The sequence below is a fragment of the Exiguobacterium sp. BRG2 genome, assembly GCF_031844245.1.
Lineage (GTDB): Bacteria > Bacillota > Bacilli > Exiguobacteriales > Exiguobacteriaceae > Exiguobacterium_A.
Map to the genome: position 1 here is coordinate 30,422 of NZ_JAUZUW010000001.1, position 15,711 is coordinate 46,132.

15 protein-coding genes are annotated in these 15,711 nt (G+C 45.2%); 10 read left to right on the forward strand and 5 right to left on the reverse strand.

The genetic code is table 11. The features are described 5' to 3' along the window. Positions 1 to 8 precede the first annotated feature (8 nt). On the reverse strand, positions 9 to 260 hold the full coding sequence (locus tag Q9R23_RS00225; protein WP_087679752.1) for a GlsB/YeaQ/YmgE family stress response membrane protein: 252 nt from the start codon (positions 258 to 260) through the stop codon (positions 9 to 11). A 33-nt stretch (positions 261 to 293) separates the two neighbouring features. After that, a complete protein-coding gene (locus tag Q9R23_RS00230; protein WP_087679753.1) occupies positions 294 to 542 on the reverse strand; it encodes a GlsB/YeaQ/YmgE family stress response membrane protein in 249 nt (82 codons plus the stop codon). Positions 543 to 854: 312 nt separating this feature from the next. On the opposite strand from Q9R23_RS00230, the gene Q9R23_RS00235 reads away from it, so the two are divergent. Next, positions 855 to 1,589 (forward strand): ABC transporter ATP-binding protein, encoded by a 735-nt coding sequence (locus Q9R23_RS00235; protein ID WP_214856750.1) that lies wholly within the window; start codon positions 855 to 857, stop codon positions 1,587 to 1,589. Further along, positions 1,586 to 2,722: an ABC transporter permease gene (locus Q9R23_RS00240; RefSeq protein WP_214856748.1), complete on the forward strand. Its 1,137-nt coding sequence runs from the start codon at positions 1,586 to 1,588 to the stop codon at positions 2,720 to 2,722. Before Q9R23_RS00235 ends, Q9R23_RS00240 begins: the two co-directional genes overlap by 4 nt. 62 nt (positions 2,723 to 2,784) lie before the next feature. Here the strand turns inward: Q9R23_RS00240 and Q9R23_RS00245 are convergent, their stop codons facing one another. Next, positions 2,785 to 4,083, reverse strand: a complete 1,299-nt coding sequence (locus Q9R23_RS00245; protein ID WP_035409402.1) for an ammonium transporter — start codon at positions 4,081 to 4,083, stop codon at positions 2,785 to 2,787. A 117-nt stretch (positions 4,084 to 4,200) separates the two neighbouring features. On the opposite strand from Q9R23_RS00245, the gene Q9R23_RS00250 reads away from it, so the two are divergent. The 7 genes from Q9R23_RS00250 (at position 4,201) to mscL (ending at position 10,969) form a co-directional block, all read left to right on the forward strand. Beyond that, a complete protein-coding gene (locus tag Q9R23_RS00250; RefSeq protein WP_035409401.1) occupies positions 4,201 to 4,503 on the forward strand; it encodes a MerR family transcriptional regulator in 303 nt (100 codons plus the stop codon). A 142-nt stretch (positions 4,504 to 4,645) separates the two neighbouring features. Beyond that, the gene (gene hemE, locus Q9R23_RS00255; RefSeq protein WP_311246228.1) at positions 4,646 to 5,692 is read left to right on the forward strand and encodes a uroporphyrinogen decarboxylase; all 1,047 of its coding nucleotides are present in this window, start codon (positions 4,646 to 4,648) and stop codon (positions 5,690 to 5,692) included. Continuing rightward, positions 5,689 to 6,621 (forward strand): ferrochelatase, encoded by a 933-nt coding sequence (gene hemH / locus Q9R23_RS00260; protein ID WP_023467355.1) that lies wholly within the window; start codon positions 5,689 to 5,691, stop codon positions 6,619 to 6,621. The genes hemE and hemH overlap by 4 nt, the downstream gene beginning before the upstream one ends. After that, positions 6,611 to 8,020: a protoporphyrinogen oxidase gene (gene hemG, locus Q9R23_RS00265; protein WP_290755135.1), complete on the forward strand. Its 1,410-nt coding sequence runs from the start codon at positions 6,611 to 6,613 to the stop codon at positions 8,018 to 8,020. Before hemH ends, hemG begins: the two co-directional genes overlap by 11 nt. Before the next feature lie 135 nt (positions 8,021 to 8,155). Then, positions 8,156 to 9,607: a cardiolipin synthase gene (cls, locus tag Q9R23_RS00270; RefSeq protein ID WP_311246229.1), complete on the forward strand. Its 1,452-nt coding sequence runs from the start codon at positions 8,156 to 8,158 to the stop codon at positions 9,605 to 9,607. Positions 9,608 to 9,682: 75 nt separating this feature from the next. Continuing rightward, on the forward strand, positions 9,683 to 10,564 hold the full coding sequence (locus Q9R23_RS00275; RefSeq protein WP_056059977.1) for a Cof-type HAD-IIB family hydrolase: 882 nt from the start codon (positions 9,683 to 9,685) through the stop codon (positions 10,562 to 10,564). A gap of 12 nt (positions 10,565 to 10,576) precedes the next feature. Beyond that, entirely contained in the window at positions 10,577 to 10,969 is a 393-nt protein-coding gene (gene mscL / locus Q9R23_RS00280) for a large-conductance mechanosensitive channel protein MscL (protein WP_035409394.1), read from the forward strand. A 263-nt stretch (positions 10,970 to 11,232) separates the two neighbouring features. On the opposite strand, the gene Q9R23_RS00285 is transcribed toward mscL, so the two are convergent. Continuing rightward, a complete protein-coding gene (locus Q9R23_RS00285) occupies positions 11,233 to 13,395 on the reverse strand; it encodes an ATP-dependent helicase (protein WP_311246230.1) in 2,163 nt (720 codons plus the stop codon). Between the two features lie 247 nt (positions 13,396 to 13,642). Here Q9R23_RS00285 and Q9R23_RS00290 point away from each other — a divergent pair, with 247 nt between their 5' ends. Next, positions 13,643 to 14,140 carry a GNAT family N-acetyltransferase gene (locus Q9R23_RS00290; RefSeq protein ID WP_035409789.1) on the forward strand — a complete coding sequence of 166 codons (498 nt, stop codon included), beginning with the start codon at positions 13,643 to 13,645 and terminating at the stop codon, positions 14,138 to 14,140. A 49-nt stretch (positions 14,141 to 14,189) separates the two neighbouring features. Here the strand turns inward: Q9R23_RS00290 and Q9R23_RS00295 are convergent, their stop codons facing one another. Then, complete coding sequence (locus Q9R23_RS00295; protein ID WP_311246231.1) at positions 14,190 to 15,656, reverse strand: glycoside hydrolase family 32 protein; 1,467 nt, start codon at positions 15,654 to 15,656, stop codon at positions 14,190 to 14,192. Positions 15,657 to 15,711: the final 55 nt, after the last annotated feature.

Consider the following 15,711-nt stretch of genomic DNA (forward strand, 5'->3'; position numbering starts at 1 on the left):
ATTTTTGGTTATCGTTTATTCACCGCACGGAGAATGAACGATACGATAAGGATAAGAATGATAGCTCCGAGTAAAGCAGGAACGATTGCGAATCCGGCAACCATTGGACCCCAATCTCCAAATAATGCTTGACCGATGATTGCACCTACGAAACCAGCGATAATGTTACCGATGATACCGCCTGGAACATCTTTACCTAAAATCAAGCTTGCTAACCAACCAATAATACCGCCGACGATTAATGCCCATAAGAATCCCATTTAAAACACTCCTTTTCAATTTAAAATTTATGATTACTTGCGTACTGCCCGGAGAATAAGTGAAACGATGAAGATCAAGATGACTGCTCCGAGAATAGCCGGAATGACTGCGAAACCAGCGATTTTTGGTCCCATTGAACCAAAGATGGCTTGACCGATCATCGAACCGATGAAACCAGCGATGATGTTACCGATGATGCCGCCCGGTACATCTTTTCCAATGATTAAACTTGCGATCCAACCGATGAGACCACCAACGATTAATGCCCATAAGAATCCCATTTTTAAACAACTCCTCTACATATTAGTTTTACCTGTTTTCAGGCAGTTATAAACACGTGTGAAAGTGAAAAAAAAGAAATCATTCATTGAAAGGACTAGAAGATTAGACCACTTGATAGAGATTAAATGAACGATTCATCGTTTTCACTTTCGATTTGCATGTAAATCGTTTTCATATATTGATGTAACGATTACACTTAGAGTAATTGCCGAAAAAACAAGTATTAAAACATTATATTTTAAAAAATGAGGCACGAAGCTAGAAAGTCTAAGAAGATCTACCTTACGATGAGCTTAAAGGGAGTGGCAAACATGTTATTGGATATCAAAGGTTTATCAGGCGGATATGGATCGAAAACCGTCCTTCATGACATTAATATCGAAGTCGATCGGGGTGAACTCGTTGGTTTAATTGGTTTAAACGGTGCGGGGAAATCGACGACGATCAAGCACATCCTTGGATTACTACCAGTCAAGACGGGATCAGTTCGAATCAATGGATTGGATTTAGCAACGAATGAAACCGAGTATCGTCGTCAAGTCGCATATATTCCGGAACAGCCAATGTTATATGAACAGTTAACGTTGCGGGAGCATCTTCGTTTAATGGCGCAAGGATATGATGTCGAAGAGACGATTGCGACAGAGCGCGCGCAACATTACGCTGAACGACTTCGAATGACGAAACAACTCGAATGGTTTCCGAGTGTCTTTTCAAAAGGGATGAAACAAAAAGCAATGATCTTGTGCGCCCTTGTCACGGGGAGTGAATTGTTGATCGTTGATGAACCATTCGTTGGACTTGATCCACTGGCAATCCGAGAGTTGCTTCAGATTTTTAGTGAACTGAAGCAGGACGGTAAAGGAATTTTAATGTCAACGCATATCCTGGAGACAGCCGAGCGCCACTGCAACCGATTCGTTCTCTTACATGAAGGACATATTGCAGCGGAAGGGACAACGGCTGCTTTACGAGCTCGTTATGGACTACAAGATGGAACGCTGGATGATCTGTACGTTGCTGCGATCGAGGAGGCAGAACGATGAATAGCCAGTCCTTATGGAAGGAACGGTATCAGGCGGCGATGACGGAAACAGTGAAATATACACGATATATGGCGAATGGTGGACTGTTATTCACCGTCTACTTTGTTATTTTATACGCATTAGTCGTCTACGGTCGTTTCCTCGACCAACTCGATCCATCGTTTCCAGGTCGATTCGTCATGGCAGCCTTATTTCTGATTCTGCCGCTCTACCGGACAAGTCGAACGTTTCTTGTCGAGGCGGATCAAGTGTTTCTATTACCCGTGTTAGCGAAGTTATCCAGTTTCATGCAACAGGTGCGCGCATATAATGCGATTTTTGGTATCATCCGTGCCGTGATTCCGTTTTTAGCTGTCGTTGTTCTCTATGTTCGAACGGAACAGACGACACCACTTGAACTTGTTTTACTTGGAGCAGCACTTGCTTTGTTCGGAGCGGCTGCGAATTTATCCAAGCTTGAAGGCATCGCACATCGAACAGTGTTATTGTATGCATTTGGAGCAGCACTACTCGTCATCATCGATATGGCATGGATGTCGATCGTCGTTGCCTTGCTGTTAATGGTCGTCCTTCATCTGAAGCGTCAGGATCATCTCCCATTACGTGAATGGATTGCGCTCGAACGAGAATCACGTGATCGTTTTTATCGACTAGCCAACTGGTTCGTCGATGTCCCACATCTATCGGCAACGTATAAACACCGTCGTCTCTTAAGTAACATGGTCGAGCGGATTCCGTACCAAGCCCAGACGACATTCGATTATTTGTATGTCAAACAGTTCATCCGGAGTGGGGACGGCATCGGATTGATTGTTCGTTTAACACTGATCGGGGCTGTGTTCATGTGGTTGGCGAGCGGTAACGTTTGGTTCGTGGCACTTGCGATTCCTGCGTTTGGTGGATTAACGAGTTTTCAATTGGCGCCGTTTACGAAAGCAGTCGATCAGCATCTGTTGACTCGCTTATTGCCATTTGGGAATGCCGTACATGCTAAACGGAAAATCATCCGCTTCGCAGCAATCAGTCAATGCATCGTTTTGACGCTACTTGGATTCTTCTTAAGTGGATCCATGTATGTCGTTGGTGGGGCAGCTATAGCACTTGTAATTGGTGAATACTATGCCCGAAAATAATAAACAAGAAAGAGCCTACGCGATGGATGTTCATCGCATAGGCTCTTATTCGTTATGAACCATTAATTGACACGTTCGTTTGATAGATCTTCTTCTTCAACCATATGCAATTCCTTGCTGACAGGAGCAGGAAGATCGTAAGAAGCTTGACCATGTTCCGCGACGTCAAGACCACGGAGTTCATCTTCGCGTGTGATTCGAAGTCCGATCGTAAGGTCGAGGACTTTTAAGAAAGCATAACTTAAGACGCTGACGATGACGATAGCAAAGACGACACCAAGAGCTTGAACACCGAGTTGCGTGAAGCCACCCCCATAGAAGAGTCCTGCTTGTCCGATACCTGTGATTTCAACGAGTCGTGGTGAAGCGAAGAATCCAGTTGCGAGTGTACCCCAGATACCAGCGACGCCATGAACGGAGAAGGCGCAAAGTGGATCATCCACGCGACTTGCGAGAAGAATGCTCGTTCCATACGTGATCACACCAGCAAGGAAACCAATGACGACGGCTGCCCATGGTTCCACAAAGGCACAGGCTGCAGTAATGGCGACGAGTGCAGCTAATACACCGTTGATGATCGAAGGAATATCTGCGACGCGACGGTGCCAGAACGAGATGGCAAGAGCGCCGAGGGCACCTGCTGCAGTCGCGAGTAACGTCGTCAAAGCAACGTAACTAAAGAATCCGTCGGCAATCGTTAATGTCGAACCAGCGTTGAAGCCGAACCAACATAACCAGAGGATGAAGGCACCGACGACAGAATAAATGACATTGTGTCCAAGCAACGGTGTTTTTTCAGCACCGATTCTTTTCTTAAGCAGTAAAGCAGCAACAAGTGCAGCAATCCCACCTTGTAAGTGGACGACCGTTGACCCGGCGAAATCTTGCATTCCGAGCGAACCAAGGAATCCACCTGCCCAAACGGAACGAGCAATGATCGGATAGATGATAGCAACGAAAAACGTTCCGAACAACAAGTAAACGGATAATTTAGCACGTTCTGCGAATCCGCCCCAAGCGATTGCGAGAGAGACGGCGACAAACGAGAGTTGGAAGAGGAACTTTACATCAATCGTGATGTTCGACCAATCAAGACTGCTGAATCCTCCATGTAAGAAGAATCCTTCTGTTCCGATAATGGAGTTACCATCACCGAACGTCAATCCGAATCCGATAGCCCAAAAGGCTAGAGCGGCAACTGAGAAGCTGATAATTTGTTTAACAGCGACGTGCCCCGCGTTCTTTGCCCGTAACATCCCTGTTTCCAGAAGTAAGAATCCGATTTGCATCGTAAAGACGAGCAGTGCTGCGAATAAGACATAAAACGTATCGACTGAAATTGCGAGTTGTTCCAGTTTCATTATCGTTCCTCCTTTATCCATTTAAAGTATGTGTTTACTTTAGACGGAAATACTTTAAAAGAAACGTGTTGTGTCAGAAAATCTGACATGGTATTTTTGTAGAAAGGAGTGACGGAGATGAAGTACCGCGAAAAAAAGGTGATGTCGATCGGAATCGTCTGTGAATTGACCGGCTTGTCAGAACGTCAGATTCGTTACTATGAGGAACGGAAATTAATCTTTCCAGAACGGACAAATGGAAAGACGCGAAAATATTCGTTTACGGATGTCGAGCGACTCGTCGAAGTCGCGGAAAAAATCGAGGATGGTTGGCGCACGCACGAAATTCGAGAAAAAGAACGTAAGGTAACGGAACAGCAACGTTCTGACTTAATTCGTGGTCAGTTAAACGCTGCATTCGGTCTTTACAAGAAACAGTGAACATTTCATGAACTGGTAACAGAACTGTCATTTTGTAAACGATTTATTGGCACAGACTTCTTAATTTCAGATATAATGTTTCTGTGTTCACAAACTTATCGTACGTTTTTTGGGGCGTTAGAACGAGTATAAAGGGGTAGTTATGATGAAGAAATTCAATGATACGTTTTTGCGGGCGATCCGTGGCGAGCAGATTGATCACGTTCCCGTCTGGTACATGCGACAAGCAGGTCGTTATCAAGCGGAATATCGTGAAATCAAGAAGACACGGACGCTTTTCGAGATCACGCATGACTCGGAGCTAGGCGCATATGTGACAGAACTACCTGTAAAACAACTAGGAGTCGATGCAGCGATTCTATATAAAGATATCATGACGCCACTTCCGTCGATGGGCGTTGATGTTGAAATCAAGAGTGGCATTGGTCCAGTCATTGCGAATCCGATTTGCACGATGGCAGATGTCGAAGCACTGCAACCGTTCAACCGTGAAGATATTCCGTACATTTATGAAACAATTCGTTTATTACGGGAACGACTTGAAGTGCCGTTAATTGGTTTTTCCGGGGCGCCATTTACACTTGCGAGCTATATGATTGAAGGTGGACCTTCAAAGGGATACCATAAAACGAAAGCATTGATGTATGGACAACCTGAAGTATGGCATGCCTTAATGGAGAAACTAGGTGACATGGTCATCGATTACATCAAATCACAAGTAGATGCAGGGATTCAAGCGTTCCAAATCTTTGATTCATGGGTCGGAACGACAAGCCGGAAAGATTATGTCCGTTACATCAAACCGACGATGGAACGCATTTTCACGGAACTAAAAGATACAGGCGTGCCGATGATCATGTTCGGTGTAGGGGCGAGTCATTTGGCAGAAGAGTGGCATAGCTTACCGTTAGACGTCGTTGGACTCGATTGGCGCTTATCGATCGATGAAGCACGTGAACGTGGGCTGACGAAACCCGTCCAAGGGAACCTCGATCCGTCTTATCTGTTAGCACCATGGGATATCCTTGAAGCGAAAGCGAAGGAGATTCTCGACATGGGAATGAAACAACCAGGGTTCATCTTCAACCTCGGTCACGGCATCTTCCCGGAAGTTGATCCAGAAGTATTGAAACGTTTGACTGCATTTATCCATGATTATTCGAAAGAAAAAATGGAGGTAGAAAAATGAAGACGTTAGGATTACTTGTCATGGCGTATGGTACGCCGTATAAACCTGAAGATATCGAGCGGTATTATACGCATATCCGCCGCGGACGCAAACCGTCTCCAGAAGCATTGGCAGAGTTGACGGAACGCTACGAAGCCATTGGTGGAGTCTCACCACTCGCACAAGTCACGATTGACCAGGCAGAAGAGCTGCACCGTCAATTGTCTGAGAAATATGCCGGTGAAATCGAGTTTAAGCTTTATCTTGGTCTAAAGCACATCGAGCCATTCGTTGAGGATGCTGTCGAGCAAATGGCAAAAGACGGCATCACAGAAGCGGTCACGGTCGTTTTAGCACCGCACTATTCGACGTTCAGTATTCGTTCATATAATGGTCGTGCGAAGGAAGTCGCAGATCAGCACGGTATTCGTCTCGCATCCGTTGAATCGTGGTACAAAGAAGAAGCATTTCTCGATTGGTGGGGGAAAGAAATCCGCAAGACGTTCGACGCTTTACCAGTTCCTGAAGAAAAAGCCGTTCTCGTCGTTTCGGCGCACAGTCTGCCTGAGAAAATCATCGCAAACGGCGATCCGTACCCAGAGCAATTGAAAGAAACTGCCGAATTGATTGCACAACGTGCCGGTGTACCGCATATGATCACAGGTTGGCAATCAGCTGGACAAACACCTGAGCCATGGCTCGGCCCTGATGTTCAGGATCTGACACGTGATGTTTACGAAGAAAAAGGATACGAAGCGTTCGTTTACGTGCCAGTCGGCTTCGTTGCGGACCATCTAGAAGTATTATTCGATAATGACTATGAGTGTAAAGTCGTCTGCGACGAACTCGGAATCCATTATGCGCGACCTGTCATGCCAAACGCGGATCCTGCTTTCATGAAAGCTGTCACGGAAGCCGTCGCGAAACAGGTGGGTAGTTATGTCCAGTAAACGTCTCGTCATCGTGGGCGGCGGTATTTCAGGACTTGCGGCCGCCTATTATGCAGAGAAACAGTTTCCGGAAATGAACATCACGTTACTTGAGGCAGAAGGTCGTCTCGGTGGTAAGGTGGCAACATATCGGGACGAAGGATTGACGATCGAGCGGGGACCAGATTCGTATGTCGCACGAAAACACGTACTGACGGATCTCATCGAAGAGATTGGATTAGGGGAGCAACTCGTTCGTAATAACACGTCGCAAGCCTATATATTGGATGCGCGAGGTCTCCACCCGATTCCAAAAGGTGCCGTCATGGGTATCCCGACGGATTTAGAGTTATTTGCAAAGACTTCTTTGTTGACGGAAGAAGAAAAAGCAGAAGTGTCAGAACGATTGCTTCACCCTGCTCCTGATTTGACGATTCCAGAAACAGATATCCCACTAGGAGAGTATTTGCGTCCGCGTCTTGGAGATGCGCTCGTCGAGAAGCTGATCGAACCGCTTCTTTCAGGCATTTATGCTGGTGATATCGACCGGATGAGTACGTTTGCGACCTACCCACAATTTGTTGCAAATGAACAAAAGGCAGGAAGTTTGTTTGAAGGAATGCGTCTCATGCGTCCGCTTGACCAAGAACAAGGTCCGACGCTCAAAGCGACAGGTCAATTTTTATCGCTCGCTACTGGACTCGAGTCTCTCGTCGAGCGGCTAGAAGAGGTGCTTGAACGGACAGAAATTCGTCTTGAGACACCACTTCGCTCGATTAAACGGGAAGAAGATGGGCGGTATCGTCTCGAAACGGATCATGGTCCAGAGTATGCCGATGATATTTTGTTGACGATTCCGCATCGCCAAATCGTGTCCCTGTTACCAGAAGCGACGCTGCCTGGGCTTGCGAACCTCTCGACACACTCGACGGCGACAGTCACGTTGATTTTCGATAAGGAAACAGCGTTGCCGATCGATGGAACAGGTTTCATCGTCAACCGTCAGGCACCGTATTCGATTACAGCGTGTACGGCGATTGATCAAAAGTGGAATCATGCAGCACCGAATCATACCGTGCTTCGTGCCTTCATCGGTCGTCCCGGAAAAGATGCACTCGTTCGTGAATCAGACGAAATGATTGAACGGGTCGTCTTAGAAGATCTTGAAGCCATCTGTGGTCGTCCGTTGCAACCGGAACGTGTCGTCATCAGTCGTCTATTAGACGGCTTACCGGCCTACACGGTAGGGCATGCACAGCGGATTCAAGAAGTGCGAGAAACCATCGCTTCGCACTATCCACACATTCATTTAGCCGGACTTGCTTATGATGGTGTTGGATTGCCAGACTGTGTAGCAGGTGTCAAAGCGACACTTGAACAAATGGCGTTACAACAACCGGAACCATGTCAAGAATCATGAAAGACCTAAACCTTTTTGAAGCCATTCGTGCTTTAAAAAGGTTTTTTTGTCTTCAAAAGAATGACACGGAAGGAAACGGGAATAGGAGACAAGGGACCAAAATCGAACAATACCGTTGAAACGGGAGGGAATCGTATGGTGGAAGTATGGAGTACGTTCACGATCATCATCGTCTACGGATTGCTCATCATGAATATCTTTGCGGTCCTAACGGTTATTTTTCTCGAACGGCGCGATATTGGTGCGACGTGGGCATGGGTGTTCATCTTGTATTTCGTTCCACTCGTTGGGTTTCTCGTCTATCTGTTTTTCGGAAGATTGTTGAAAAAATCGAATTTTTATCGTATTACGGAAGAAGAACAACTAGAACACGATAGACGGATTGCCTTACAGAAAAAAGAACTCGTGACGATGGGGCGGCACCCGATGATTCAAAAGCACCGGGATATGATTCGGATGAATCTGATGTCGAACGGTTCGTTACTCAGTCTCTCGAATCAACTGCAGATTCTTTCGGATGGAGAACAGAAATTCAATCGGATGATTCAAGATATCCGCCAGGCAGAACATGAAGTGAATATTCAATACTACATCATTCAGAAAGATCGCCTTGGGCTAGCGTTGATCGATGCATTAACCGAATGTGCTCGTCGTGGAATCAAAGTCCGTCTATTATACGATGCTGTCGGATCACGTAGTCTCAAACGGACGGATTTCAAAGATTTACTGGTACACGGGGGAGAAGTGTTCGCTTTTTTCCCGTCGACGATCGGTTTCGTTAATTTTCGCTTAAATAACCGCAATCACCGTAAATCCTGTATCATTGACGGTCGAATCGGCTACATTGGTGGATTTAACGTCGGTACGGAATATCTAGGTATCGACGAAAAGTTCGGCTATTGGCGGGATACGCATTTTCGCTTGAAAGGTGATGTCGTTCACGATCAGCTCGACCGTTTTATTCTTGACTGGAATCAAGCGAGTGACGTCTATACAGAAAAATCATTGTTCTACTACGGGACACACAGGGTTCAGAATATATTACCGATGCAGATCGTCACGTCGGGTCCGGATTCCCGTTCAGAATATCTGAAGCTTGCTTTGATCAAGATGATCAATGAGGCAAAGCGGACGATTTACATTCAATCGCCTTATTTCATTCCAGACACGAGTTATTTAGATGCATGTAAGGCAGCCCTTCTGTCTGGAGTGGAGGTGCGCATCATGATTCCGAATAAGCCGGACCATCCATTCGTTTACTGGGCGACGACAGCTGCTGTAGGAGAGTTGTTGTCGTACGGAGCTAAAGTCTACACGTATGAACCTGGATTTTTACATGCGAAGACGATTGTTGTTGATGGAGAGATTGCTTCAGTCGGGACGACGAATATCGATGCACGAAGTTTCCGTTTAAATTTCGAAATGAATACAATCGTCTATGATCAGGAAGTAGCAATTGAACTAGAACGGCTCTTCTTAGCCGATTGTGATGTATCAAAGCTCATGACGGTCGAGTCGTATGTTGCGCGTTCAAGAATGATCAAATTCAAGGAAAGTATTTCGCGTTTGTTGTCACCAATCTTGTAAACTGTGTTTACGACCAGTCAAAATGTGAAAAATGGTATAGTGGTATGGAAATAGAAAAAGAGGAGAGTGAAGACGATGGCAAATCCAATTAAATTACTCGTATCAGACATGGATGGTACCGTTCTTTCGGGCAAACAACGAATAGAACCGGAGACGATTCAGGCAATTGAAGCAGCACGCGAACAAGGTGTCGAGTTTGCAATTGCAACAGGACGTAATTACTTAAATGCTAAAGAATTGACGGATGCCGCAGGAATTCATTGTCCGATCATTGCTTCAAACGGGGCACGTGTGATGACCGTCGATGGAGAAGAGTTGAGTGCGACGACTCTGACGACAGAACAAGCACAGCAAATTTACGGCATCATTAGCCAGTACGAAGTCTTCTTCGAGATGTTCTGTGATCAAGGACTCGTGACAGCGCAAGGAGCGACGATTGATGCAGCCTACGATTCGTTAAAAGAATTAAGTGAAGAAAGTGATCGGGCAAAACAAGTGCTTGATTTCTTCCACGATCGCTATTATGTCCACGAAGACGTCAAGATGATTGATGGATTCCGGTCATACATTCGTAATCAAGCGGGAAAAGTATTCAAGTTCATTTCGTTCTCATTTGATCAAGAATTGATGAAAACAATCTGGCAGGAAATCGAGCAGAAAGTCGAGGGTGTCTATGTCACGTCGTCAGGACACGATAACATCGAAGTCATGGCAGTCGGTGCCGATAAAGGAACGGCAGTTAAAATCCTCGCGGACCACCTTGGTGTGCCGATCGAACAAGTCGCTGTCATCGGTGATAATTTGAACGATCTTCCCATGTTTAAGGTTGCTGGAAAGGCGATCGCGATGGGGAATGGTCATGATGAAGCAAAAGCGATTGCGCATCACGTAACGAAAACAAACGATGAGCACGGCGTCGGATATGCGATTCAGCAATTGGCGTCCCGTGCTTGGTAAGGGGGATTTTTCATGTTTAAGGCATTTAAGGAGTTTGCTTTTCGAGGCAATGTGATCGATTTAGCGGTCGGAGTCATTCTCGGTGCTGCGTTCAGCGGGATTATCAAATCACTCGTCGACAGCGTCTTCATGCCGTTGATCGGTATCATCATCGGTGGTATTGATGTCAAAGGATTATCAATCATGGTCGGAAATGCAAAATTACAGTACGGTCAGTTCCTTCAGGCGAGTATCGAATTCTTATTGATTGCCTTTGCTTTGTTCATCTTCGTCAAAGGAATCACTTCGTTCCGGAAGAAGGAAGAAGTCGTCGAAGAAGAAGCGGTACCAACGACAGAAGAAAAACTATTGACAGAAATCAGAGATGCCTTGATTCGTCAAAATGAGTCATCACCTAAAAACTGATATATACCAAAAGGGGCTGACTCAAAAAAAGAATGACGCGTCTTTTCACGCCCTTTCCTCAGGCGAGACACAAGCCAGTTTTCCTGCTTCCTTGAAACAGGAAAGCGGGTCTTGTTCGTCTCTGACAACGCACAAATGCGTTTTTCCTGTAGGAGTGGCGTGTGACGCGTCATTCTTTTTATTATGAGATAAGGGGGACAGATTGATGATCTGTCCCCCTTATCTTTGTAGAGACTGACTTTTGAGTCAGCCTCTTTTTTGTCTCATAAAATTTCGAGTAATGCATTTTCGGAGCAGACTTGTAACGAAAGCTGTTTTTTCATTCCTTGATCAAATGAAATTTCTAGCACGTCATCAACCAGGTGCAAGACGGTTCCGGGACCAAACGCTGTATGCGATACACGCATGTTCTCAGTGATCGGAAGTGGAGGAACTTTAGCTCGCGCTGCAATGGCAGGACGTTGGCGTTCTATTTTTCGTTTTGCGGAATCCGGTGTAACAAGACGATGAACGTCTTCGACGAATGGTGAGACATCGAACGATTTCGATTTAAAACGATAAGACAGGAGATGCAGTTCGTGTCGTGCCCGTGTCATCCCGACGTAAAACAAGCGTGCTGCTTCTTCCATATCATCGAGTTGTCCATTCTTGTACGCCTTGATCGTGTCAGCCGATGGAAGAATACCAGCAACGAGATCAATCATAAAGACGCGATCAAATTCAAGTCCCTTTGCACTGTGAAAGGTCGAAAGAGTGACCGCATTTTGATTTTTGTTTTGTTTCGCATCACGCATCAACTGTTCGAGATGCGCGATCCGCTCACGAAAGGCGAGTAACGTCGGTACATCACTTGCGATGTTATCGATCGTATTTAATGTCTCAAGCAGGTGGTCGAGACTAAAACCGAGACTCTCACTCATTTTCCGCAAATTCTTTTCGTAGCCCAGTTCATGACGAATCAAAGAGAGGGCAGCAGACGGTCGAACGGTCTGAATGGAAGCGAATGTGCGCTTCATTTGTTGAAGTTGTTTCTTTTGATAAAACTTCATTTCGATTTTGTTTATGAGTAGATCAAATACAGATTCACCCGAACCAAACTGTTGCAATTGAGCCAGTTGAGCTTTCGAGATATATCCGGCGAACTTCGTATGGATGGTTGCTAGAACCTCGATATCTGTTGGATCTTGTGCGAATGTCATGAAATTTAAAATATCCTTCAAAATCCAATGACTGAAGAATTTATGATCAACATCCTTAATGTAAAAAGGAATGTTTGCTTGATCTAACGCATTCATGACGTTGATCGAAGAAGCATTGTTGCGATATAAGATGGCGACTTCGCGGTAATTCGTTTCCGTCCGTAACTGATTCAATAAATAACGAGTCTGATCTTCATAAGTCGGTAGCGTCTCTAAGATTATTGGACGAACCGCAGCATTCTCCGTGAACATCTGTTTCGGATAACGTGCTTTATTACGTTGGATGAATTGATTGGCGACTGAGACGATGTCCTTTGATGAGCGATAATTTTGTTCCATGTAAAGAATCGTCGCATTCGGATACGTATCCTTGAAGTGGAGAATCTTGGATGCATCTGCGCCACGCCAACTGTAAAGCGTCTGGTCATCGTCCGCGACGACACAAAGGCGATTATGGGGTAAGGCTAACTTTTCAACCAGTTGATGTTGAACGAGTGATGTATCTTGACTCTCATCTGTCAGAATATAATCGAAGCGACGTTGGTAATGTTGCAATAGACGACGGTCTTGTTCCAAAATCGTATTAGCATATGTCAACATATCATCGAAATCAAGTAACGGATGTACAGGATCACGAGACTTGAATTGTTCATATGCGACATAGATGTCAGGAAAGTGTTTGATCGCCGTCGGTACTGCCTTGATTTCTTTTAAAGAAAGAAGGCGATTTTTGACAAAGGAAATCATCCGTAACAACTCATCCATTTGATCATCGGTAATGACACTCCGATTAATTTCCTGGAAAATACGGCGCAGTAACATCCGTTTATGTGGCGCATTCGGATGTTGTTGATCCATCGGTCCTTCGATGATCGTATAGGAGAGGCGTTGCTCGGACGTATGGTCCCGGACGACTTGAAAAGCAAAACTGTGGATTGTCGAAAAAGCCGCTGTTGTTCCGATTAGTTCATGGAATAAATGATAAAATCGATCCGCCATCTCGCGAGCTGCCGCTTTACTGAAGGTCAGTCCAAGAATACGATGTGGTTCAATTTTTTTTTGTAAAATCAAATAGGCAATCTTAAAATTAAGGGTCGTTGTTTTTCCAGAGCCGGGTGAGGCGAGTAACAGCAACGGACCATGGTCATGTTCAATTGCCTGTTGTTGGACAGGATTCAATTGAATGCCGGTCAATCGCTCCATCTGTTTGAAAAAATCTTCATGCATGATACAGTTCACCTCGAGCGTTTAATTTCGTGTCCATTAAATCGAACTCTCCCTAGTGTAGCATTTTTAATGATCGGATTGGATTACTGAAAGACGAACCGTGGAATAAAGAGACAAAAGACTATTGGAAGCAATGTAAGAGGAGTGACTTTAAAAGACTAGGCAAATGGACTCAAAAATATTAAAATGGGAATAGATGTAAGAGAGTACTCTCTTGTCCTGTACAAAGAGGGAAGGCGGAATGAGAATGTCTGTAGTGAAATTACACATGTATACAAATGAACATTATGAACAATGTGAGGCGTTCATTCTTCCGGAAGAACAAGTTCAGTTTACTTCTTTTCCAACAGATGTCGTTACGGATGCGGTTGCACATCCCGATAAGTTTCCGGTTGTTATTAAAAAAGACGAGCTCGTCGTCGGATTTTTTATTCTCCATCTCAATCCCCCTAAAACACACCGGACGGATGAACAAAGTGTCCTGTTACGTGCCTTTTCGATTGATGAACGGCATCAACATCAAGGATACGCGAAGGAAGCGATGATGCAGTTACCGGAGTTCGTCCATCATCATTTCCCGGAAGTCACATCGATTACACTTGCGGTCAATAAAAAGAATATCGCTGCAAAATCACTGTATTTCAAGACGGGATATGTCGATACGTTACAATCGGTCATGGGTCCAATCGGAGAGCAACATATTCTCGCCTTCGATTTAGAAAAGGAATCACGATTGAAGCAGTGAAGTAAAAAAGCATTTTCCTGATTCTATTCAGGAAAATGCTTTTTGCTATTTAAGATAAATCATAAATAGAGAGGTGGGCAGTCGCCTCACCAGAGAATCCGATACCTCGACTCGTTGCTTTTGGGAAAATACGTCCGCTTGCGACGGCTTCTCCATCATTGAGGAAAAGTTCGAACGAGGACCGGTCCACAAACAAACGTAATGTCTGCAAGTCTTTCGAAAGGACAGTCGATCGTGATGTACCAAATGATTCAGCAGGAACCTCCACACCCGAACGACTCCGGTCAATCGTAAATTGACGCGAAACGACATCATATTTAAATAGGGTTTCTTCTGTAGCGTCTTGACGAATTGAGAAGCGGAACGAATCCGACGACAGCTTCAAGTCTGTCATCACGAGTTCGAAAATCTCGGCTTCCGCAACCGTCACATCTTGCTCGAAAAGAATCGTTTCGTCAAATAACGTTTCTTTTCGTAGCTGTGTCAGTTCATGGACAGGTCGTTGACGAAGTTGTCCCTGTTCGATCGTTAATTCACGCGGCAATGTCAAAGCATGTGCCCAGTTATAAATGTCAGAAGGATAACTAATGTCCGGTAAACCCATCCAACCAACAAGAATCCGTCGACCATCTGCCGCCTCAGTTGTTTGTGGCGCATAGAAGTCGAATCCGAAATCGAGTTCTTGGAAAGGTTCATGTGTGAATGTTAAGTTGGGTAAAGCTAACGGTTCCCCGATGAAGTAACCGGACTGGAAAATATTTTGATAGTTCGTACCATCTGGCTCAATCCCTTGAGGACTAAAGAGAAAGACGCCTTTTCCATTAAGCTCGAAATAATCAGGACATTCCCACATATAACCGAATGTCGGGTAGTTCGTCCGTAACTCACCGACCAACGTCCAGTGCTCTGCATCTTGAGACAGATAAATGACAGTACAACCTGTCAAGTCAGTGCGCTGTGCTCCAAGTATGCAGTACCAGATGCCCGATGCATCTTGAAAGACTTTCGGATCACGAAAATGTTCTGTATAGCCTTCAGGAACGGTTGGAATAGCAGGTGGTAAGTGTTTTTCAATCCGTCCATCCGAACGAAGGTGCCCAACGATTTGACTCGTATGGCGATTCCACTCCGCGTCCCGTTTGTTACCGGTGTACATGATGTGCACTTGATCATCTTTGATGAAGCCACTACCGGAATAAGCGCCGTGCGAATCAGGATCGTCATTTGGAATCAAGGCGGCCCCTTCATCGAACCAATGTACGAGGTCTTTTGATGTCATGTGATACCAGTACTTTAGACCATGAACAGGACCGAGTGGGAACCATTGATAAAATAAATGATAAAGACCGTCGTGGTAGACGAAGCCGTTCGGATCATTCAAAAGTCCGGTTGGAGGTTGGATATGGTAAGAAAATCGCCAAGGAGATGTTCTTACTTCTTCCTTCATCACTTGGTATACGGTCGGATCGACATCCGAGAGGGGACGATATCGTGCTTCACGTGTCCATTGATTCATGCTGACAGCTCCTTGTTGAAAATTTATACGCTTCTCGTTCACCTTACGGAGGAGA

Coding starts and splice junctions, on each gene's coding strand:
- Q9R23_RS00225 (WP_087679752.1), bottom strand. CDS start 260: ATGGGATTCTTATGGGCATTAATCGTCGGCGGTATTATTGGTTGGTTA.
- Q9R23_RS00230 (WP_087679753.1), bottom strand. CDS start 542: ATGGGATTCTTATGGGCATTAATCGTTGGTGGTCTCATCGGTTGGATC.
- Q9R23_RS00235 (WP_214856750.1), top strand. CDS start 855: ATGTTATTGGATATCAAAGGTTTATCAGGCGGATATGGATCGAAAACC.
- Q9R23_RS00240 (WP_214856748.1), top strand. CDS start 1,586: ATGAATAGCCAGTCCTTATGGAAGGAACGGTATCAGGCGGCGATGACG.
- Q9R23_RS00245 (WP_035409402.1), bottom strand. CDS start 4,083: ATGAAACTGGAACAACTCGCAATTTCAGTCGATACGTTTTATGTCTTA.
- Q9R23_RS00250 (WP_035409401.1), top strand. CDS start 4,201: ATGAAGTACCGCGAAAAAAAGGTGATGTCGATCGGAATCGTCTGTGAA.
- hemE (WP_311246228.1), top strand. CDS start 4,646: ATGATGAAGAAATTCAATGATACGTTTTTGCGGGCGATCCGTGGCGAG.
- hemH (WP_023467355.1), top strand. CDS start 5,689: ATGAAGACGTTAGGATTACTTGTCATGGCGTATGGTACGCCGTATAAA.
- hemG (WP_290755135.1), top strand. CDS start 6,611: ATGTCCAGTAAACGTCTCGTCATCGTGGGCGGCGGTATTTCAGGACTT.
- cls (WP_311246229.1), top strand. CDS start 8,156: ATGGTGGAAGTATGGAGTACGTTCACGATCATCATCGTCTACGGATTG.
- Q9R23_RS00275 (WP_056059977.1), top strand. CDS start 9,683: ATGGCAAATCCAATTAAATTACTCGTATCAGACATGGATGGTACCGTT.
- mscL (WP_035409394.1), top strand. CDS start 10,577: ATGTTTAAGGCATTTAAGGAGTTTGCTTTTCGAGGCAATGTGATCGAT.
- Q9R23_RS00285 (WP_311246230.1), bottom strand. CDS start 13,395: ATGCATGAAGATTTTTTCAAACAGATGGAGCGATTGACCGGCATTCAA.
- Q9R23_RS00290 (WP_035409789.1), top strand. CDS start 13,643: ATGTCTGTAGTGAAATTACACATGTATACAAATGAACATTATGAACAA.
- Q9R23_RS00295 (WP_311246231.1), bottom strand. CDS start 15,656: ATGAATCAATGGACACGTGAAGCACGATATCGTCCCCTCTCGGATGTC.